The following is a 21,751-nucleotide window of genomic DNA, read 5'->3' as shown; positions in this document are numbered from 1 at the left end:
CATTCCCAGACAAATACCCAACAATGGCACGCCTTGTCCCGCCTGTTGTACAATTGCCTGGTCTAATCCCGTATGTTTCAGCATTGCCATCCCGTCCGCAAAGGCTCCAACTCCCGGTAAAACCAAGGCGGAAGCTTGTTTGATCTCAGTCGGATTTTGTGCAAATTCCACCTGCCCACCACAGTATTCCAGCGCTCGCCGCACACTGAGCAGATTACTGCGGCCATAATCAACCACAGTTACTTTCATATTCTCACCTCAATACCGTCTTCCAACAGTTTGCGCTTAAGTGACGGAAGTTCTATCTTGCCGTAATGCAACACACTACCCAACGCTACTGCATCCGCCCCGTTTTCGGATGCCAATTCTAAACTGCGGGCATTTTCTGCTCCGCCTGCAGCAATAACAGGGATATCTACTTGCGCTGTCACGGCAGCAATCAACTCCTGATCCATACCTCGCTGAAAACCTTCTCGGTCGACACTGGTCAAAAAAATTTCTCCGGCCCCACGCTGTGCGCCTTCTCGGACCCACTCCAACACATCTCGTCCGGAATGCTCGCGTCCATTGTCGTAATAGGCCTCCCAGCCGCCTCCTGGACGCCGTTTGGCCTGAACGCTCAGTACCACACACTGACTGCCAAATGTTTTGGCGCATCGGTTCACAAGATCCGGATCCCGCAGAGCGGCAGTGTTGACCGCTACCTTATCCGCACCGGCCCGCAAAAGCGACGCCATATCCTCTACACTACGCACTCCACCACCTGCTGTGATTGGGATAAAGACATCCCTGGTCGTTCGCTCCAGAATACCTGACAAATTACTGCGCTCATATAAGCTGGCTACCGTATCCAAATAGACCAACTCGTCGATTCCCTGTTGATAATAGCGTAATGCAAAATCGTGCGGATCCCCTAATTTGCGCAGGCCCTCATACTGGATACCTTTTACAAGTGCCTCGTCTTTCACATCCAAGCGCGCAATCACGCGCAGTCGGCGGCTCATTGTCTTTCCTCCGTTCGTGGATCGCCATATCCGCAAGAACTGGGTCCCTCGAAAGGCGTATGGCGCAAACTCCAGTGGCCGTCCGCATACTGCCACAAGTGTGGCGAACGGAATCGATCGGCCAAATGCATGAAATAATCCAAATCCATTTCAGGTTGCTCAAAGCAATCTGCCGCACGCCCAAAGTGCTGCTTGTCAATAGACAAATACCGAAAAATCTCATCTGCAAAGCGCATGGGAAATTCGCCGTCGTACTTTTTGCACAAAGCAACTCCTTCTTCCCGCGTAATTTCTTTATTGCGGATTTCTTGGGCTGCATCATAAGTACAGCGGCCCACACCGTACTTAATGTAAGTAGTGTAATAGAAAAAGTCATCCACTTTATCATCAATGGAATTGTACTTCGAATAAGTACCTGCCGTGCGTTCCGGACTTGGTACAAAGCCACCATGTTCTACGCTGTAATAATACGCTCCTTGTGGATGCCACTTTTCATAGTAGCCCATGTAATGTACTTGAATATGATTTTTTTCCACATCACTGGTTTCGCAAGGCAAGTAAATTGCCAAATCCGCCTTGTCGATGCCGAAGTCTTCTTGCAACTGACGCAACGACACTCCTCCCAGATAAATATGGTCAAAATCATTGGTGGAAAAGAATCGTTCATCACGTAAGGCGGAATCGTTATCCGCAATTGGATTTCCAAATTCCGCTTCATTCTCACCATAAAACACCAAAGGAATTCCAAACTTTGCAGCCATCTTGGGTGCCAGTTGTTTTTGCCCCAGAATAAATGGCTGAAAGGGATGAAACAAATTCTCCGTAGCAAGGCGCGTCAAAAGGCGGTGCGTCAACCCGTTTGGTGTACACAGATAATTGTCAAATCCCGCATGTATCCAAGCCTCAAAATTTTTCCATCCCCAAGGCGTATAGATGTGTGGAGCCCAAGTGACAGTCAGCGGATGCATCCCGTATTTGTATTTCAGCAGATGGGCTGCATAAAAACTATCTTTGCCACCGCTTCCCGGCACAAGGCAGTCATACCCGCCGTCCGTGCGCCGGTATCGCTCACACAATTCCCGTAGCTGCCGCTCTCGGTCATCCCAGTCAATTTTCCCCTCTTTGTTTTGGCAGGCATGACATGCATCACATACTCCGTCCTGCTGAATCACCATCGTTTTTTTGATTGAGTGAATGGTGTGTTCAAATTCATAACAGCTATTTGGTTTTTGATTGCTCATCACACATGTGTTGCAAAACTGCACATTTTGTGGCAGTCCGTAAAAGGTCTTTCGCTGTTCATCGGGAATTTCCGGAGCATACTGTGCATAATCAATGGAAACATAACGGGGTAATTTTTTCATGGTCACTCTTCCTCTCATTGCAAAAACGGGCAAAGGCACCCTGCACGACAGAACCGCTCGGTTCCGTCCATGCGGGCGCCTTTGCCCGTTTGTTTTCTATTATTCAGCTTACTCATAATTTTTCAGAATTTCCAATGCCGCCTCACGGCTGGAAACCCGAGCATCCATCGCTCGTTTCTCAATGGCATGATGCGCCTGTTCTTCCGTCATGCCGCAGCATCGCGCCAAAACACATTTTGCCTGTGAAACAACACGTGCCTCGTCCAGACGTTTGGTCAAACGCACATTCTGTTCAAGAATTCGTCGCATACGCTGCCGACCTGTACGAATCACTCGCAATGCAAACATGGCTTGTTGGCGGGAAAGAGGGTTGGGCAATACATATACTCCATACTTTTCCAAACCTGCCGCAACCTTATCCGCCTGAGGCGCAGCACATAACAAAATACTGTCCAGGCCATCGTGTACAGCCTGCGCCGCCAAATCGCGACCAAACTCATCCGGCAAAGGCGCGTTGACTATCAAAAGGGAAAAATCGCCATCGCAAAGCGCACGTCTTGCTTCGCCCGCACTGGTACAACAGCGAACAGGTTGCCCATTCGCCGCAAAAACACAGCGAAGCGCTTCGTGATGCTGTCGGTCGCTTGCAATCAAAACTCCAGGCACCCTGCTCACCTCCCCTGAAACTTTCCCTACGATCAAATGCGGCTGAAATACTGCCGAAGTTCGTACTCATAAGGTTTGTCGCTGTCCATATACGCCTGCGCTTCACGCTGTTTTTGAGTGAAATAATCCTCCAAAATTTTTTCTGGAAGGACCTTGCGTAAAAATTCGCTTTTGCGAGCTACCTCCACCGCTTTGTGCAAACTAGACGGCAAAGGTGTCAGCCCTCGCTCACGACCATGGGCATATACATCATAATTGGAAGGCTCCGGCAACGGCAATTGCTCCTGTACCCCCTCAAAACCCGCGGCCAAAAGCAACGCCGTCACATAATAGGAATTGCAGGCCGGATCCGGACTGCGCAATTCCATACGACAATCAGGGCCACTTGCCGCCGGTACCCGAATCAGGGAAGAACGGTTCTGACTGGACCAACTGATCACCCCTGGTGCTTCAAAACAGCCAAGCCGTCTATAGGACCCAGGCAGCGGATCGGCAAACGCGGTAATCTCAGGCATCCGGCGCATGACTCCTGCCAAAAAAGAAGCTGCCGTAGGATCCGGATGCTCCACAAACCCTTCAAACAAGTTTTTTTCGTCCTTGAAAATGGAAAGATTCAAGTGCAGTCCGCTTCCGCTTTTGTTTGCCAATGGTTTCGGAAGGAAAGACGCAAACAAACCATTTTGAGCTGCCACCGCTTTGACAACTGTATGCATTGTCATTAAATCATCCGCAGCCTGCAGCGGCGAAGCACACCGAAAATCAATTTCATTTTGACCCGGTCCCTGCTCGTGATGGCTACGTTCCGGTTGAATGCCCATTTCCTCCATAGTCAGGCAAATCTCGCGCCGAACGTTTTCTCCTCGGTCCATAGGTGCCACATCGAAATAACCCGCTTCATCAAAAGGAGTGAGCGTAGGACGGCCTCTTTCATCTGTTTCAAACAAATAAAATTCACATTCTGGCCCCAACAAAAAACGGTAACCCGCTTTGGCAGCCTGTTGTTCCACTCGGCGCAATAAATAGCGTCCATCCCCTTCAAAAGGGCGCCCGTCCGGATAGCGGATATTACAGAAAAACCGTCCCACACAGCTCTCACTGGGACGCCAAGGCAACAGAGAAAACGTATCCAAATCAGGCACCAGAAACAAATCCGATTCCGCCACATTGGAGAATCCAGCAATGGCGGAAGCATCAAAAGAAATGCCTTTTTCTACCGCATGAGGAAGCTGGCTTGCCATGATGGCAATGTTTTTCTGCACGCCAAAAATGTCGCAAAACACCAGCCGAATAAATTTTGTATCGTTTTCCTCGATGAAGGAAAGCAATTGTGACAAGGTATGACTCATGAGGCCCCTCCTTCGTAGGTATTCAAAAGTAAAAAGCGCTGCGTCACCCTTGGGGAAGAACGCAGCGCCTTTGCTGTTTCATGTCTAACATTATAAGCACAACAAACGGCCGCGTCAAGATTTTTTATAAGTGTTCTGCCCTCTCCAGCGATGCTGCAATGAATGCTCGAAAAATGGGATGAGCCTTATTCGGACGGCTTTTAAATTCAGGATGATATTGCACACCTACAAAGAAAGGATGCCCTGGATATTCCAAAGCTTCGACCAGGTGCCCGTCCGGCGAAGTTCCGCTGAACACTACCCCCGCCTGTTCCAATGAATCTCGATATTCATTGTTCACCTCATAGCGATGACGATGTCGTTCACTAATCTCATCACAATCATAAATCTTGTTTAAAAGACTGTTCGCTCGAAGATGACACGGATATGCCCCCAAACGCATCGTTCCGCCCTTGGGTACTTCTCCTTTCTGATTTTCCATTAGGTCGATAACACAATGGCTGGAGTCCGGTGAAAATTCCCGTGAACTTGCATCCGACCATCCGCACAGATCCCGCGCCGCTTCAATTACAGCAATCTGCATTCCCAAACATATACCAAAGTACGGCACACCATTTTCCCGTGCCCAGCGGGCGGTACAAATCATTCCCTCTATACCACGTTCTCCAAAACCGCCCGGAACAAGAATCCCGTCTACTCCGGCCAATTGTTCATCAATGTTACTTTGTGTCAATCCTTCAGAATCGATCCAACGCAGACACACCTTGGCATCATTTTCATATCCGCCATGATTCAGCGCCTCTACTACGGATAAATACGCATCGTGCAATTCCACATATTTGCCCACAATGGCAATTGTAACTTTTCGCGAAAGGGTTGCAATGCGTCCACACAACGCTTTCCATTCTGCCATTTCCGGCGGTCTCGTTTCCAGTCCAAAGTGTCGGCAGACAAGATCATCCAAATGCGCGGCATGAAGCATCAACGGCACATCGTATAAACTGTTTAGCGTACGATTTTCTATGACGCAATCCGGCTCCACATTGCAGAACGCGGCAATTTTTTGTAAAATTCCATCCTCCAAAGGTTCATCGCACCGGGCAATGATCACATCCGGCATGATGCCCATGCTCTGCAATTCATGTACAGAATGCTGTGCGGGCTTCGACTTATGCTCTCCGGAACATTTTAGATACGGAACCAATACAACATGCAAAAACATGCAGTTCTCTCGTCCAATCTCCCGGCTGATCTGACGAATTGCCTCTAAAAAAGGCTGACTTTCAATATCGCCGATGGTTCCTCCAATCTCAGTAATAACCACATCCGCCTTGGTATAATCCTCAATGCCATATATGAATGATTTTATCTCGTTTGTCACATGGGGAATAATCTGAACGGTATGCCCTAAATATTCTCCCGCACGTTCTTTGTGCAGTACGTTCCAGTATACACGTCCGCTGGTAAGATTGGATAACTTGTTTAAATCTTCATCGATGAACCGCTCATAGTGTCCCAAATCCAAATCGGTCTCTACTCCGTCTTGTGTAACAAACACCTCACCATGTTGATACGGACTCATCGTACCTGGATCTACATTCATATACGGATCCAGCTTCTGTGCGGCTACTTTCAACCCTCTCTGCTTGAGCAGCCTTCCCAGGCTTGCCGCGCTGATTCCCTTTCCCAGTCCGGATACCACGCCGCCGGTTACAAAAATATGTTTTACCGCCATAACTTGTGCACTCTCCCCTGTCGTTTTCAAAAAAAGAAACGACGCCCATCCCTTTGCTCACTGAGCAAAAAGACGGACGCCGTTGTCCTCTTACCAATATTCTACCTGAATATTATAGCAAGAGATAGAGATTTGTCAACGGTCATTTTATTCTTCCGGCGCATCCTGCAACGCAGCGATTCCCTCTTCACCGGTTCGAACTTTTACCACATTTTCAATATCGTACACAAACAATTTTCCATCGCCAATTCGTCCAGTATACAACACTCGGCGGGCCGTTTGGATCACCAAATCCACAGGCACTTCTCCTACCACAACCTCTACTTTCACTTTTGGAAGTAAATTTATTTCCATGGGAACTCCTCGATAAAACTGAGTCGCGCCTTTTTGTGTACCGCAGCCAAGCACATTGGTAATGGTTAGACCTGTCACTCCAATCCCGTTAAAAGCATGCATCAAATCATTCAGTTTGTTTTGACGAGTGACAATTACAACCTTCGTCATTTTACCTTGCTTTGCTGCTGGTTTGGAAGTGGATACAGGAACGGCTTCCGCTGGCTGTGGAGCCTGATCATACGTAATAAAATCTGCGTAACTACTGGTCAGACCGTGTTCCTTGATATCCAAACCCGCAATTTCTTCCTCCTGAGAAACCCGTAAACCAATGGTTCGCTTGATCACCACAAATACAACGACCATCGTTATTGCTACCCAGGCAGACACAGCAACTACGCCCAACAACTGGACGCCTAACAAACCGAAACCGCCGCCTAGAAATAAGCCGGTGGTCGAAGTGCTCGTTCCGTCGGAAAACAATCCCACGCAAATGGTTCCCAGCGCACCATTGAGGCAGTGCACTCCCACAGCACCAACCGGATCATCTACTTTTAAGACCTGATCGATCCATTCAATACCGAACACCACAGTAAGGCCGGCCAAAATTCCGATGATTGCCGCGGACAGCGGACTGACCGTATCACATCCCGCCGTAATCGCCACGAGTCCCGCCAAAGTACCATTGAGCGTCATGGAGACATCTGGACGTTTATAGCGAATCCATGTGACAATCATGGCTGTACAGGTGGCCATAGCCGCCGCCAGATTGGTTGTCACAAAAATTTTTCCGGCTAGTTGAATGGCTTCACCTTCCATAGAAACTGTCGAACAACCGTTGAATCCAAACCAACAGAACCAGAGAATAAAAACTCCCAAAGCGCCCAATGTCAAGCTATGCCCAGGAATGGCATGAGCCTTTCCGTCTGCCCCGTATTTTCCAAGGCGCGGCCCGAGGATCCACGCGCCGATGAATGCAGCTACACCACCCGCCAAATGCACTGCTGCCGAACCTGCGAAATCATGAAAACCCATTTGAGAAAGCCAGCCACCGCCCCAGATCCAATGACCTGAAATGGGGTATACCACCAAACTGATGATAAGGCTGTAAATACAGTATGCGGAAAACTTTGTGCGCTCTGCCATAGCACCCGATACAATTGTGGCAGCCGTAGCACAGAATACAGTCTGAAAAATTAGAAAAGCAAAGAAAGGCACGCCATCCGGCAACATGCTGGTTCCATAATTGGCTTCACTGGCCAGACCGCCAATACTTCCTACGAGCGATCCAGTTCCTCCAAACATCAGACCAAAACCCACTAACCAAAATACTGGTGTACCGATGCAGAAATCCATCAGGTTTTTCATGATGATGTTACCAGCATTTTTCGCTCTTGTAAAACCCGTTTCTACCATGGCAAAGCCCGCTTGCATAAAGAATACAAGCACCGCTCCCACCAGTACCCAAATCGTATTGACCGCTGAATATTCCATTTTGCATTCCTCCTTGTATAAAAGCGCCAAAAGGCGCGTCCCCTGTTATAAACAGAGAACGCGCCTTTGCGTTGCTTTTTTAATTAAACAGAAAACAAAAGCTTATCGTATCCTGGATATGGAAGTGCCCCATCCGGCAAATCAGTCTCTACTGCGTCGGCTACAGCGCGAACTGTATCCATATCTTTTAGCACAGTGTCGTGATAGAAACGTGCGCTCTCCAGCGCATCTTCCATCCCTTCTGCCACTTTTAGATTCTTTTCCATGGCTTCTTCGTTTTGGTCAAGAGCCTGATATGCCTGTGATAAACGGTTCAAAAGCTTTTCTTCTGCTCCACAATCAAGCTGATCGCACACCGCTTTCTTATTGCGAATGGACGTAGCCACTTGATCCATACACTTCATCAAAGCAGGTAAAAATTCGTGCCGAATCATGGACTGCAAGGTCTTTGCCTCTACATGGAGCGTTTTGCTGTAACCCTCCAGCAAAATCACATAACGAGACAGGATCTCATCCTTTGTAAAAATATGATGACTTGTGAAAAGTTCAATGCTTTTGTGCGAAACAAACTTAGGAAGAGCATCCGGTGTAGAAACAAGATTGTCCAGCCCACGGCGGGCAGCCTCCTGAACCCATTCGTCCGTATACCCATTTCCATTGAAAATAATCCGTTTGTGCTTTATAATGGCACGCTTTAACAGTTGATGAACCGCATTGTCCATCTCAGATTCCGGCACATCTTTTAGTTCCTCATAAAATTGACGCAACGCTTCTGCTACCGCGGTGTTTAAAACAATATTGGGCCCGGATACAGACAGCGAAGACCCCAACATACGGAATTCAAACTTGTTTCCGGTGAAAGCAAACGGACTTGTGCGGTTGCGGTCGGTGGAATCCTTAAAGAAACGCGGAATCACCGCAGCGCCAATTTCCATGGGTGTTTTCTGAGATTTATCAAAATAGGTATCTTTTTCAATGGCGTCAAGAACAGCCGTCAGCTCATCGCCTAAAAAGATAGAGACAATGGCGGGAGGCGCCTCATTGCCGCCCAAGCGGTGGTCATTTCCGGCGCTGGCCACAGAGACGCGCATCAAATCGCCGTATTCATCCACTGCCTTAATGACCGCCATCAAAAAGACAAGGAACTGAATGTTCTCGCTGGGCGTTTTTCCGGGATTGAGCAGGTTCACGCCCGTGTCGGTGAGGATGGACCAGTTGTTATGCTTGCCGGAACCATTGATTCCTTCAAAAGGTTTTTCATGCAAAAGACAAACCAAGCCATGCTTATCTGCTACTTTCTTCATCATCTCCATGGTAAGCTGGTTGTGATCCACCGCCACATTGGCAGTGTCGAATACCGGTGCTAACTCATGTTGAGCAGGAGCTACTTCGTTGTGTTTGGTTTTTGCAGGAATTCCCAGTTTCCAGAGTTCTTCGTCCAGATCGTGCATGAAGGCGGCTACACGAGGCCGCAGCGCGCCGAAGTAATGATCTTCGAGTTCCTGCCCTTTCGGGGCCATGGCCCCCAAAAGTGTACGCCCAGTAAAAATCAAATCCTTGCGCTTTTCATACAGTTTTCGATCTACCAAAAAGTACTCTTGCTCCGGTCCAATGGTGGTAGAAACATTGGATACCTCGGGATGACCGAGCAAATGCAGCACCTTGACCGCCTCGTGGCTCAAAGTTTCCATAGAGCGAAGCAGTGGAGTTTTCTTGTCCAGCGCCTCACCGCTGTATGAACAGAATGCCGTAGGGATATACAACGTTCCATCCTTGATGAATGCCGGAGAAGTGGGGTCCCAGGCGGTATAGCCACGAGCTTCAAACGTGGCCCGCAAACCGCCGGACGGAAAGCTTGAAGCATCCGGCTCGCCTTTGATCAATTCCTTACCGGAAAAATCCATGATAATCTGGCCACCACCTATAGGAGTGATAAAACTATCATGCTTCTCCGCTGTAAAGCCTGTCATTGGCTGGAACCAATGGGTATAGTGAGTGGCTCCGTTTTCTACGGCCCATTCTTTCATAGCCACCGCCACAGAATTGGCTACATTCAATTCAAGCGGCAAATTATTGTCAATCGTCTTGCGTAGCGCCTTATACACATCCTTAGGCAGTTTCTCGCGCATAATTCGGTCATTGAATACAAGGCTTCCATACAGTTCCGGAATTCGTTTGTCCATAACAAAGTGCTCCTTTCCAAAATCCCGACGCAAGGCGGGTCTTTTCTCATTTTCGGCAAAAACAAGAAAACGGCGCCTCGGGTAATTCCCAAAGCGCCGTTGCTTTATGGTGAGTAGTATACTCGCTTTTTTTCGATTGTCAACTCCCCATCTAACGGATTTATTCGTTTTTGAAAATTCTGCTTTAAAGTAATTAAAGAGGATTTTTTACGAAACATCCGAATATTTCTTTTTACGCAAGTTTATTTTTTTGCAAAATGACAATTCTTTTTTTGCCCCTTTACAAACCCACGTCAAACGCGGTATAGTTTAACGCATAAACACACATGTATCTTTGACAAAGGCGTCAAAGGGACTCGGGCTTTTGTACCCTGGGACCTTTGACGCCTTTTTTGTTAAAACAGGGAGGCTGAGTTATGAAGAATAAAAACCTCTATCCGTTGTATTGTTCTCAAATGGAACATGATAACTGCGGCATTGGTGCCGTAGTGGATATTCACGGGCGAAAGAGCCGCGACATCGTAACCGATGCGTTGAAAATTGTGGAGAATCTTGAGCATCGTGCCGGGAAAGATGCAGACGGCGCCACTGGAGATGGCGTAGGAATTTTGGTGCAAATTCCGCACACCTTCTTTGCTCGTGTATGTGCTCAGCAGAATATTCCCATTGGGCAAGAACGCGAATATGGCGTCGGTATGTTCTTTTTTTCGCAAAACGAGCATGAACGCACCAAGGCACAAAAAATGTTTGAGGTAATTGTAAAAAAAGAAGGGCTTGTCTTTTTAGGCTGGCGTCCCGTGCCCATTGTCCCTCATATTCTTGGTCGAAAAGCGCGTGAAAGAATGCCTGTAATCCTTCAGAGCTTTGTGGGACGCCCCGCCCACATTCCCGCTGGATTGGATTTTGATCGCCGACTTTATGTCGTTCGTCGTGTTTTTGAACACAGCAACGGCAGCACCTACGTAGCTTCTCTTTCCAGTCGTACCATCGTGTATAAAGGAATGCTTCTGGTGGGGCAATTGCGCACCTTTTTTGAGGATCTGCAAGCTCCAGACTTTTCTTCGGCCATCGCCATTGTCCATTCCCGGTTTTCTACGAATACGGAGCCAAGTTGGAAACGGGCACATCCCAATCGGCTAATCGTGCATAACGGCGAAATCAATACGATTCGAGGCAATGTAGATAAAATGCTCGCCCGCGAAGAAACCATGCGCACCCAAGCCCTTTGTGCAGAGGATTTGAACAAGGTCCTTCCTGTTATTCATCCTTCGGGCTCGGATTCAGCGATGTTGGATAATGCGCTTGAATTTTTGATGATGTGTGGTATGCCGCTCCCTCTCGCTGTTATGATTGCCATTCCCGAGCCCTGGAGCCACAACGACACACTTTCGCAGGAGAGACGTGATTTTTATCAATATTATGCCACCATGATGGAGCCATGGGACGGCCCGGCCTCCATTTTATTCTCGGATGGAGATGTGATGGGTGCGGTATTGGACCGCAATGGTCTGCGCCCTTCTCGTTACTGCATTACCGCAGACGGACGGCTGATTCTTGCGTCCGAGGTAGGAGTTCTGGATTTGGATGATTCACAAATCCTGAAAAAAGAACGTCTTCACCCAGGCAAAATGCTTCTGGTAGACACTCAAAAAGGAGAAGTTTTGAATGACGAGGCCGTCAAAGAGCATTATGCCGGCGCACACCCCTACGGTGAATGGCTAGACAGTCATTTGCTCAGGCTTCGCCAGCTTCACGTTCCCAATGAACGGGTACCTGCACTGAAGGGCGACGATTGCGCTCGACTTTTGAAAGCCTTTGGCTATACCTGGGAAGAGACACGAGGTGCCATTCTTGCGATGGCTCTTAACGGAAACGAAGCCATTGGCGCCATGGGTACTGACACCCCCTTGGCCGTTTTGAGCCATGAATATCAGCCACTTTTTGCTTATTTCAAACAGATGTTTGCACAAGTTACCAATCCGCCCATCGATGCGGCACGTGAAAAAATCGTCACATCCACAACGGTGTATGCAGGTAAAAGCGGCAATTTGTTGGATCGACGTCCTGAAAATTGCCAGGTATTAAAAATCGAAAATCCCATTCTCAACGATTTGGATCTGCTAAAAATCAAGCATATGAAACAGCCTGGCTTCCATGTGGCAATTGTATCCATCCTGTTCTACAAAACAACCGCTTTGGATGAAGCGCTGGAAAATGTCTTTCTTGAGGTGGATAAAGCCTATCGTGATGGGGCCAATATTTTGATTTTGTCAGATCGCGGCGTGGATGAAAACCATGTAGCCATTCCCTCTTTGCTGGCGGTATCCGCCGTGCATAAACATCTTGTGAAGACTCGGAAATGCACTGCGCTTTCCCTGATTTTGGAGTCTGGAGAACCCCGAGAAGTTCATCATTTTGCAGCTCTGCTTGGCTATGGGGCCTGTGCAGTCAATCCCTACCTTGCTCATGCAGCGATCGCGCAGTTGATTGAAGCCGGGCTTTTGGAAAAGGATTATTATGCTGCGGTGGATGACTATGATCGTGCAGTTTTGCAAGGTATTGTAAAAGTTGCATCCAAAATGGGGATTTCCACCATTCAATCCTATCAGGGCAGCCAAATTTTTGAGGCGCTGGGCATTGCTCCCGAAGTGATCAACGCCTATTTTACCGGCACCATCAGCCGTGTAGGAGGTTTGACATTAAAGGACATTGCTGCCCGTACCGAAGCACAACATTCGCGCGCATTTGATCCTTTAGGACTTCCTGTAGACCTATCCCTTCCTTCTGTCGGCAAGCACAAAATGCGTATTCAAGGTGAACACCACCGTTACGATCCTGAGACCATTCATCTGTTGCAACGCGCCACACGGGAAAACAATTATTCCTTATTTAAAGAATATACACAGCGTGTGGACGATGAGCGCACCGGTGCATTGCGCAGTTGCATGGAATTTGTATTTCCAAAACAGGGTATTCCTTTGGAAGAGGTAGAACCCGTAGAATCGATTGTACGTCGCTTTAAAACGGGTGCCATGTCTTACGGTTCCATTTCACAGGAGGCTCACGAAGCGTTGGCCATTGCCATGAACCATCTGCACGGCAAATCAAACAGCGGCGAAGGTGGAGAGAGCGACGAACGTCTCGCTTCCGCCGGAACAGAACATGATCGAAGCTCTGCAATCAAGCAGATTGCCAGCGGACGTTTTGGTGTGACCAGCCGCTATTTGGTCAGTGCCAAAGAACTGCAAATCAAAATGGCACAAGGCGCAAAACCCGGAGAAGGCGGTCATTTGCCGGGACGCAAGGTATATCCTTGGATTGCCAAAACCCGTCATTCCACTCCGGGCGTAAGTCTGATTTCTCCGCCGCCGCACCATGACATCTACTCCATTGAGGACCTGGCACAATTAATCTACGATTTAAAAAACGCCAACTGCAACGCACGAATTTCGGTAAAACTTGTGGCCGAGGCCGGTGTAGGCACCGTCGCTGCAGGAGTCGCAAAGGCAGGAGCCCAAGTGATTCTAATTTCCGGACACGACGGCGGCACCGGTGCCGCTCCTCTCAGTTCCATTCATAACGCTGGGCTTCCATGGGAACTTGGCTTGGCGGAGGCACATCAAACTCTCATTCGAAACGGATTACGTCAGCGTGTAGTTCTGGAAACAGATGGTAAGCTAATGAGTGGTCGAGATGTGGCCATTGCCGCCTTGCTGGGGGCAGAGGAGTTTGGCTTTGCCACTGCGCCTTTGGTAACACTTGGGTGTGTCATGATGCGTGTATGTGATCTTGATACCTGTCCGATGGGAGTTGCCACTCAGAATCCTGAACTCCGAAAACGTTTTTGCGGAAAGCCGGAATATGTAGAGCACTTTATGTGTTTTATTGCACAAGAACTGCGGGAATATATGGCCAAACTGGGTGTACACACCGTCGACGAAATGGTCGGCCGTACAGATTTTCTGCGTGCAAAACCTGTTGCCAACGGCGAGCCTGCTTTGGATCTGAGCGGTATTCTCCCCCCGCCTGTGTCGGAATTGGTTACGTTTAACCCAGCCCATGCATACGATTTTCGTTTGGAACGAACCAAAGACGAGGAAATTCTTCTCCGGGATGAGGGCATTCGCAAAGCCATCACCGATGCCATTCCCTGTCATCGCGCGCTTCGCCTGCGCAACACGGACCGAACGTTCGGGACTCTTTTGGGGGCTGAGATTACACGCCGTCACCCCGATGGTCTGCCGGAAGACTGCATTCATCTCTCCTGCACCGGTGCGGGCGGGCAGAGTTTCGGCGCGTTTGTACCCCGTGGCCTAACACTTTCATTGTGCGGCGACAGCAACGACTACTTCGGCAAAGGGCTGTCCGGTGGAAAATTAATACTGTTTCCTCCCTCTGATGCCCTCTTCTCTGCAGAAGAGAATATCATTGTTGGCAATGTTGCGCTGTACGGCGCAACATCCGGAACGGTCTATATCAACGGCGTAGCCGGTGAACGTTTTTGTGTTCGAAATTCCGGTGCCCGCGCTGTGGTAGAAGGAGTCGGAGAACACGGATGTGAATACATGACGGGGGGTTGTGTAGTCGTTCTCGGACCTACCGGAAAGAACTTTGCCGCTGGTATGAGCGGCGGCGTGGCTTACGTTTTGGACGAAAAGAACGAATTATACCGCAATCTCAATAAGGAAATGGTCGTCATGGAGAGTGTAGATACCAAGTTCGATCAACAGGAACTGTTGAATATGATCCGTGCTCATTTCCAGGCCACCGGTTCTTCGAAAGCGCGGCGAATTTTGGCCTCTTTCGAAACCTTTCTTCCCAAATTCAAAAAAATCATCCCCACCGATTACAAACGGTTGCTGCAGTTGTCCACACAATTTGAAAAACAAGGAATGGACCGTGAAGCTGCAAGCATCGAAGCGTTTTACGCCAGTACTCGGGCACAATAAAGGAGGGTCTTACGATGGGAAAACCCACCGGCTTTTTAGATTATCCGAGACAGGAGGGCGTATGTCGCCCGCCGTTGGAGCGATTAAAAGATTTTAACGAATTTCATGTTCCGCTATCCGAGCAACAACAAAAGAAACAGGGCGCACGCTGTATGGATTGCGGTGTTCCTTTCTGTCAGTCCGGAACTATGATGAACGGAATGGTATCGGGGTGCCCGCTCCATAATCTGATTCCTGAAATGAATGATTTTGTATGGCGGGGCAACTGGGAACAGGCCTATCACCGTCTGAGTCTGACACACTGCCTGCCAGAATTTACTGGCCGGGTATGCCCTGCTCTTTGCGAAGCGGCCTGTACCTGTGGCGTCCACGACGAAGCCGTATGCACTAAAGAAAATGAACGCCAAGTGATTGAATATGCCTTTCACCACGGTCTGGTCAGCGGAGAGGCACCTGCGGTCCGCACAGGAAAACGAATTGCCATAGTCGGCAGCGGGCCAGCAGGTCTGGCCGCCGCTCTGCGTCTAAATCAGCGCGGGCACAGCGTCTCCATTTACGAACGCAACGACCGTCCGGGCGGACTGTTGCGCTACGGTATTCCCAATATGAAGCTTGAAAAAAGCATCATAGATCGACGCATCCGTCTGATGGAAGCGTCCGGAATTTGCTTTCATTGTGGCATCGACGTTGGAAAAGACATTTCTGGCAGGGAGCTACTCAGCCAATACGACCGCGTACTTCTAAGCTGCGGAGCCTCGAAACCGCGTGATCTAAATGTGCCCGGTAGAGATGCAAAAGGCATCTATTTTGCTGTGGACTTTTTGACGCAAGTGACCCGGTTTCTTACAGACAACAACTTTGAAAAGGTGCCCTACCATCTTGCAAAGGATAAGCGAGTATTGGTTATCGGTGGTGGCGATACCGGAAATGACTGTGTAGGTACTGTTTTGCGTTTGGGCGCAACCAGTGTACTACAATTAGAAATGATGCCAGCTCTTCCCGACCGGCGCACATCCTCAAATCCGTGGCCGGAATGGCCCCGAATCCGAAAAACGGACTATGGACAGCAAGAGGCCACCGCTCTATTCGGTGCAGACCCCCGACGTTATCAGACAACCGTAGTTGGCTTTTCCAAAAACAACCAAGGCGAAGTTTGTTCGGCCACTTTGACCGCACTGGAACCGCATTTAGAACACGGCCGTACTCGTATGATTCCTGTGCCCGGCAGCGAGGAGACCATTTCCATCGATCTCGTCCTGATTGCCGCCGGTTTTTTGGGAAGCGAGGACTATGTAGCCGATTCTTTTGGAATATCTCTAGACTCACGGGGCAATGTAGCCGCTGATTCCAAAACATATCACACCTCAAACGAACGCGTTTTTGCGGCCGGAGATGTTCGACGGGGTCAATCCCTCGTAGTTTGGGCCATTGAGGAAGGACAAAACGCCGCTCGCGCCATTGATAAATCTCTCATGGGATATAGCAATTTATAACAGGAGGAATCGTCCATGTGTACAATTTTGAGTTACTCCGGGAAAGATATTCGTTCGGATATTTTGGCCGGGTATCTCCAGCGCAACGCAATGCGCGGACCAGACGATACCCGCGTCATTGCCACATCCTTTGGCTATTTTTGTTTTGCCCGGCTCGCAATCATGGGGCTTACGCCGGAAGGTATGCAGCCCTTTGAAAGGAATGGGAACTGGTTGATTTGCAACGGCGAAATCTATGGATTTCGCCGTTTGAAAAAAGAGTTGGAAACGCGTGGGTATTCTTTTCACAGCGGTTCGGACTGTGAAGTACTGCTTCCACTATATGAAGAATATGGCTGCGAAATGTTTTCTCATCTGGACGCAGAATTTGCCTGCGTTTTGTACGACGAAAAAAGGAACTGGCTCATTGCTGCCCGCGACCCCGTCGGTATCCGACCTCTTTTTTATGGATATTCCCGCAGCGGAGCCATCGCCTTTGCAAGCGAGGCCATAAACCTTGAAGGTTGGGTAGATGAAATTCGGCCTTTTCCACCAGGTCACTATTACTGCAACGGTCAATTTGTCCCTTATCATCAAATCGACCATGTACCTTTCTATCTTCATGATGATTTTGAGCAAATTACATCCGGCATCCACGACCGTTTAGTTCAGGCGGTTCGCAAACGTTTGGACGCGGATGCACCGTTGGGGTTTCTGCTCTCGGGTGGTCTGGACTCCAGCCTTGTATGTGCCATCGCTGCTTCTATCTTGAAAAAACCTATACGCACGTTTGCCATCGGTATGGATAAGGATGCCATTGACCTAAAATATGCGCGTCAAGCAGCAGATTTTTTGGGAGCACAGCACACAGAAGTTATCATGACGCGCTCGCAAGTCCTTGATGCCCTTCCACAAGTAATTCGAGCGCTGGGTACATATGATATCACTACGATTCGGGCCAGCATGGGAATGTATTTATTGTGTAAGGCAATTCACGAAACGACCGATTTAAAAGTATTGCTTACGGGCGAAATTTCTGACGAATTATTCGGTTACAAATATACGGATTTTGCACCGAGCGCTTTAGAATTTCAAAAGGAATCGGCCAAGCGAATGAGAGAGCTTTTCTGTTATGATGTACTGCGCGCCGATCGATGCCTGGCTGCACATGGTCTGGAGGCTCGTGTTCCGTTTGGGGATTTGGAGTTTGTGCGCTACGTAATGTCTATCGACCCGTTTATGAAACAAAACATTTATGGCAAAGGCAAATATCTGCTGCGCAAAGCCTTTGAAAAGGACCACATTCTACCAACCTCTATTCTGTGGCGCGAAAAAGCCGCCTTCAGCGATGCTGTGGGGCACAGCATGGTAGACGATTTAAAAGAATATGCTGAACAATATTATTCCGACAAGGAGTTTCAGCAGCGCTCTTCACGCTATTCTTTCGCCACTCCCTTTACTAAGGAAAGTCTTCTTTACCGTGAAATTTTTGAGCGTTTTTATCCTGGTCAAGCCCAAATGATTCCTGGCTTTTGGATGCCCAATCCCGCTTGGCCTGGATGCAACGTAAACGATCCCAGCGCTCGTGTCCTCTCAAACTACGGACAGAGCGGTCATTGATTTTTTACTTCTGCAAGTAAAGCAAAAGCATCCCTGCAAAGGGATGCTTTTTTATCTAATACAATAAATTCTTCTTTTGTTGTCGATACATAACGAGCAACGAACTAATAACAATGTGTCGTTTTGCAAAACAATATTGCTCTTCAAATCAATATGTTAAAACGCTCATTCTTATAATCCATAAACCACTTTGCCGATATATTCGGCTACCTTCAAATCCTCTTCTGTATTAATATCCACTGCTTCAAACTTATTTACAACATGGATGTAAGGTCTACGCCCAATGCGACAGCGATAACGTGCCAACGCATCCCGGTGAATTCCGTACAGTCCTGTTGTCTCTTCGGTCACCGCAAGAATGTCCTGGCTTCTTGGCAAAATTTCCGGTCGATAATTGATGGGATTGTCGGCCAACCAGTAAAATCCGTGATTCTCCGTCGCTGTAAAACAGGAATCATACTCTTCACTTGCTAACAATCGATCATAACACTTTTTGATTGTTTCCGGCTGAAGGTAGGGCGCCGTGGCAAACATTTGGAAATAGTAATCATACCCAGGATATTCATGAAAATGATATACCAGCAAATCGTTTCCATTGGCCGTATTCAACGTCAACTCCGGTTTTCGGGCAATTGTCTTAAAGCCCATCTTTTGAGCATACTCTGCAATTTCTTCGCTGTTGGTATCAATGTATACATCATCGAAAACATTGGCCTGTTTCACATGTTCAGAGATATATTCATACAACTTGCGGCCATTTAAAACCCGAAAATTTTTACCGGGCACCCGCTCAGAATTTTTCTTGATTGGAATAAAGCAAGCCGTCTTCATTTTGTGCTCCTTTCTGAGGACAGTAGACCTCTCACTTTGACAAAAAGTTTTTGTGACAATTCCCAAAAATAGACAAACTCCGGGGTACGATGGAATACCAGTAAAAAAATAGCATTGGGAACCACTATGCAAATCAAAAATTGAAGTATGAATCCATCCAATCCACCATTGCCAACCCAAACACTTGCACCCCAAGTAATCCATGCCGCAAAAAGTGCAACAGACAGATAAAAGAAATACTTTTTAAAATACCCTTTCAGCGAACAGTGAAAAACATGCTTATACAAAACAAATGGTTCCACCCAAAATCCGGTCAAAAGGAACCCCAGCATTGTTCCCAAAAAAATCCCTGCAACACCCCACTTCTGCACCAAAAGAACAGAAGCTACCAGATTGATTGCCGCCTCAAACAATGGTTTGTACCGATCATAGTAGTACGTGCCGGTTGCATCGCGAAAAGTCAACACTGCCTGACGAACCGCATAAAAGAAAAAGTTCATTGCTAAAACCATTGCGGTAAATGAATCCAGGCAGTACTCCGGCCCCAGCCACAACTTTACAAAGGGATTGACCAAAATTCCCAGCCCAATGGAAACAAACGAAAATAACCAGAAACTCAAAAAAAGGATTCTGTAAAAAACGGACAACACTTTTTGTTCTTCCGCGCTTGCCTTCAAATTTCCCACACTTGCAATGAGAGACTGAAAAAACTGCTGAGTTACCATTTTAAGAGCCTGTATGATCAGTGCGTAGTTGGAATAAACTCCAGAAACTACCAGTCCGAGAAACTTGGTAAGAATGATATTATCCGTTGAATTAACCGATAAACCGCCAATTTTGTGAAATACCATTGCTCCAATATCTCGTTTGATTCGAGAAAGCTCTTTTTTCTCAAGCGGATAAACCTTTTTTTCTTTTAAATAGGGGTACATTCTGTCCGCCGTTTTCGATATACAAAAGTTTTCGGTCCAAGTAAACAGAATCTGGACAAGCAAAAACAAAAGATAGCTTTTAGTAAGCCAAAGTGCAAAAATCTGCACGATATTCAAAATAATATAAAATCCATATCGAAAAAAAGTCGCAATGTAACGTCTTTGATCCGTAATAATAAGCGATCTTTTGTAAGAATAAAAGTAAGAAATTGCAGTGTTAAAAACAAACAGAAGATAAATAAGATCCAAATGCGGAATATCCGGGACCGATTCCATAAAAAAGCGATAAAAGGAAAGGCCACACACTCCAAGTATCAGCAAGAGGATTCCAACGCCGCGGTAAGCTTTTTTATACAGTTGCATCAAACTTTTAATTTTTTCTACATCCTGATGTGCAAGTGGTTCATACAGGGAAAACGTCATTGCCGGGCCAATGCCAAGTTCCACCAAAGAAAATACCGAAAGAATATTTGTGAATAAATTGGAAAGGCCCAAATATTCCGCCGTTAAAAAGCGCACAAAGAAAACCCTTGCAATCATGCTTGCAAGGATCCCGAGTCCTTGTCCAATAAAAGCGGCCATCAAATTTATAAAAGTGCTTTTTGTTCTCATCTTATAATAAACTTCACTTTTCTTCGACGTAATAAATACTGTTCTTCCTGTGCTGCAATGCGGTCAACCGCAAACGCAATGGCATATATAATATAAATTCCAGGTACCGTATACACTTCTGTCAAACAGGCGATGTAATAAACAAAAATCGCCAATGAGAGCAACTGGGCGGATTTCAGCCCTCTATACTGGTAGAGCTTTTTAATCAACAACACATTGAAGACAACAAATAAAACAAGGGCAACGATTCCCCCTTCAAGCAGACATTGAAGAAGCAGATTGTGAGCATGCGTCGCCCATGTCTGATTCAACAATTCGGATGTCTGGTCGCCGCCCATCACACCATAGCCAATGATCGGCTGTCGCCCAATAATATCATAAAGGCCGTCCCAAAGAATTGTTCGGCCGGTCAACGTCGTATTGCGGTGTAACATATCTACAATAATAAAGGAAAACATATCCAGAATTCGAAAAATCACCAACAAAAAGAAGGCGATCATATTACAACAAGTCAATACAACTGAATTGAACATTTTCACACCAAACCGCATTGTTACCAATGAAAGAAACAAAAACACGGAGATGGCAAAAATTGATGTAGCTGAATCGACCAACAGCAGACTGGCATAAATTGCTGCAAGCAACATTGCAGGACGCACCCATCCTCCAACATAGCGGTAGTACAAAAAAGCCGCCAAACCGAAAACCAAAAAAGAAGAGAAGAACTGATTGCGATATCCCAGCAGCCAATTCTGAAAAAAGCGATCGGTATGGTACAACCCATCTGGAAATAGCAAAATGGTGACAAGATTGCTGTATATCAGCATTTCCCCCAACATCATTAGCGCCCGAATCAAATTTGGTAAATTGACTACCATATAACTGCACAGCAAAAAAACTGCAACATCCGGCACGGTTCGAATCAGAAATGTATAGATATCTGCACCTCTGTCCAGATTGAAAAGAGTTGTGAGCAAAAGCCACCCTTTCCAAATAAGAAGCACCAAAACCGGCAGATTGATTTTCCTTCGAGTGAAGTACAAAACCAATATCGCCCCGGCTGAAAGAACACGGAGAAAATTGAATGAAAGATCCAGCACCGCAACTTCATCAAAATAGCGCGGCTTAAAATGGGGAAACAGCAGCAAAAAAATAAAAATAGTGGATGTTAATTCAAACTTTATCTGTTTCATGAGTCATAAAATCTTGC

Annotated in this window: 14 protein-coding genes; 3 read left to right on the top strand and 11 right to left on the bottom strand. The window is 47.3% G+C overall.

Translation table 11 applies throughout. The features are described from left to right. The 8 genes from AB5H98_RS02120 to AB5H98_RS02085 all read right to left on the bottom strand — a co-directional run. The coding region (locus AB5H98_RS02120) for an imidazole glycerol phosphate synthase subunit HisH (protein WP_367924264.1) at positions 1-249 on the bottom strand (249 nt) is incomplete at its 3' end. Then, positions 246-1,004 carry an imidazole glycerol phosphate synthase subunit HisF gene (gene hisF, locus AB5H98_RS02115; protein ID WP_367924263.1) on the bottom strand — a complete coding sequence of 253 codons (759 nt, stop codon included), beginning with the start codon at positions 1,002-1,004 and terminating at the stop codon, positions 246-248. The genes AB5H98_RS02120 and hisF, both read right to left, overlap by 4 nt. Further along, positions 1,001-2,368, bottom strand: a complete 1,368-nt coding sequence (locus AB5H98_RS02110; protein WP_367924262.1) for an N-acetyl sugar amidotransferase — start codon at positions 2,366-2,368, stop codon at positions 1,001-1,003. Before AB5H98_RS02110 ends, hisF begins: the two co-directional genes overlap by 4 nt. Positions 2,369-2,476: 108 nt before the next feature. Beyond that, positions 2,477-3,034: an ANTAR domain-containing response regulator gene (locus tag AB5H98_RS02105; RefSeq protein ID WP_367924261.1), complete on the bottom strand. Its 558-nt coding sequence runs from the start codon at positions 3,032-3,034 to the stop codon at positions 2,477-2,479. Positions 3,035-3,066: 32 nt separating this feature from the next. Beyond that, positions 3,067-4,380 carry a glutamine synthetase family protein gene (locus AB5H98_RS02100; protein WP_367924260.1) on the bottom strand — a complete coding sequence of 438 codons (1,314 nt, stop codon included), beginning with the start codon at positions 4,378-4,380 and terminating at the stop codon, positions 3,067-3,069. Positions 4,381-4,504: 124 nt separating this feature from the next. Continuing rightward, on the bottom strand, positions 4,505-6,115 hold the full coding sequence (locus tag AB5H98_RS02095) for a CTP synthase (RefSeq protein ID WP_367924259.1): 1,611 nt from the start codon (positions 6,113-6,115) through the stop codon (positions 4,505-4,507). Between the two features lie 147 nt (positions 6,116-6,262). Then, complete coding sequence (locus AB5H98_RS02090; RefSeq protein WP_367924258.1) at positions 6,263-7,942, bottom strand: ammonium transporter; 1,680 nt, start codon at positions 7,940-7,942, stop codon at positions 6,263-6,265. An 83-nt stretch (positions 7,943-8,025) separates the two neighbouring features. Beyond that, entirely contained in the window at positions 8,026-10,125 is a 2,100-nt protein-coding gene (locus AB5H98_RS02085; RefSeq protein ID WP_367924257.1) for a glutamine synthetase III, read from the bottom strand. 416 nt (positions 10,126-10,541) lie between these two features. Between AB5H98_RS02085 and gltB the strand changes: the two genes are divergently transcribed. From gltB to asnB, 3 genes are read left to right on the top strand one after another with little or no spacing between them, the layout of a single operon-like run. Continuing rightward, the gene (gene gltB, locus AB5H98_RS02080) at positions 10,542-15,074 is read left to right on the top strand and encodes a glutamate synthase large subunit (RefSeq protein ID WP_367924256.1); all 4,533 of its coding nucleotides are present in this window, start codon (positions 10,542-10,544) and stop codon (positions 15,072-15,074) included. A 14-nt stretch (positions 15,075-15,088) separates the two neighbouring features. Further along, the gene (locus AB5H98_RS02075) at positions 15,089-16,567 is read left to right on the top strand and encodes a glutamate synthase subunit beta (RefSeq protein ID WP_367924255.1); all 1,479 of its coding nucleotides are present in this window, start codon (positions 15,089-15,091) and stop codon (positions 16,565-16,567) included. A 15-nt stretch (positions 16,568-16,582) separates the two neighbouring features. After that, positions 16,583-18,166 carry an asparagine synthase B gene (gene asnB / locus AB5H98_RS02070; protein WP_367924254.1) on the top strand — a complete coding sequence of 528 codons (1,584 nt, stop codon included), beginning with the start codon at positions 16,583-16,585 and terminating at the stop codon, positions 18,164-18,166. Between the two features lie 171 nt (positions 18,167-18,337). On the opposite strand, the gene AB5H98_RS02065 is transcribed toward asnB, so the two are convergent. The 3 genes from AB5H98_RS02065 to AB5H98_RS02055 all read right to left on the bottom strand — a co-directional run bounded on the left by AB5H98_RS02065 (position 18,338) and on the right by AB5H98_RS02055 (position 21,734). Beyond that, complete coding sequence (locus AB5H98_RS02065; protein WP_367924253.1) at positions 18,338-18,997, bottom strand: hypothetical protein; 660 nt, start codon at positions 18,995-18,997, stop codon at positions 18,338-18,340. Then, entirely contained in the window at positions 18,994-20,469 is a 1,476-nt protein-coding gene (locus tag AB5H98_RS02060; protein WP_367924252.1) for a lipopolysaccharide biosynthesis protein, read from the bottom strand. The genes AB5H98_RS02065 and AB5H98_RS02060 overlap by 4 nt, the downstream gene beginning before the upstream one ends. A gap of 68 nt (positions 20,470-20,537) precedes the next feature. After that, complete coding sequence (locus AB5H98_RS02055) at positions 20,538-21,734, bottom strand: O-antigen ligase family protein (protein WP_367924251.1); 1,197 nt, start codon at positions 21,732-21,734, stop codon at positions 20,538-20,540. Between the last annotated feature and the right edge of the window lie 17 nt (positions 21,735-21,751).

It is taken from the genome of uncultured Ruthenibacterium sp. (assembly GCF_963558415.1).
In the GTDB taxonomy this organism is placed as follows: Bacteria; Bacillota; Clostridia; order Oscillospirales; family Ruminococcaceae; genus Ruthenibacterium.
Note: the sequence above shows the minus strand (reverse complement) of the source record. Positions and strands in the feature narration are given on the sequence as shown.

Bases quoted from the DNA above. Each gene is read 5' to 3' on its own strand.
- hisF (WP_367924263.1), bottom strand. From the start codon at position 1,004: ATGAGCCGCCGACTGCGCGTGATTGCGCGCTTGGATGTGAAAGACGAG.
- AB5H98_RS02110 (WP_367924262.1), bottom strand. From the start codon at position 2,368: ATGAAAAAATTACCCCGTTATGTTTCCATTGATTATGCACAGTATGCT.
- AB5H98_RS02100 (WP_367924260.1), bottom strand. From the start codon at position 4,380: ATGAGTCATACCTTGTCACAATTGCTTTCCTTCATCGAGGAAAACGAT.
- AB5H98_RS02095 (WP_367924259.1), bottom strand. From the start codon at position 6,115: ATGGCGGTAAAACATATTTTTGTAACCGGCGGCGTGGTATCCGGACTG.
- AB5H98_RS02090 (WP_367924258.1), bottom strand. From the start codon at position 7,942: ATGGAATATTCAGCGGTCAATACGATTTGGGTACTGGTGGGAGCGGTG.
- AB5H98_RS02085 (WP_367924257.1), bottom strand. From the start codon at position 10,125: ATGGACAAACGAATTCCGGAACTGTATGGAAGCCTTGTATTCAATGAC.
- gltB (WP_367924256.1), top strand. From the start codon at position 10,542: ATGAAGAATAAAAACCTCTATCCGTTGTATTGTTCTCAAATGGAACAT.
- AB5H98_RS02075 (WP_367924255.1), top strand. From the start codon at position 15,089: ATGGGAAAACCCACCGGCTTTTTAGATTATCCGAGACAGGAGGGCGTA.
- asnB (WP_367924254.1), top strand. From the start codon at position 16,583: ATGTGTACAATTTTGAGTTACTCCGGGAAAGATATTCGTTCGGATATT.
- AB5H98_RS02065 (WP_367924253.1), bottom strand. From the start codon at position 18,997: ATGAAGACGGCTTGCTTTATTCCAATCAAGAAAAATTCTGAGCGGGTG.
- AB5H98_RS02060 (WP_367924252.1), bottom strand. From the start codon at position 20,469: ATGATTGCAAGGGTTTTCTTTGTGCGCTTTTTAACGGCGGAATATTTG.
- AB5H98_RS02055 (WP_367924251.1), bottom strand. From the start codon at position 21,734: ATGAAACAGATAAAGTTTGAATTAACATCCACTATTTTTATTTTTTTG.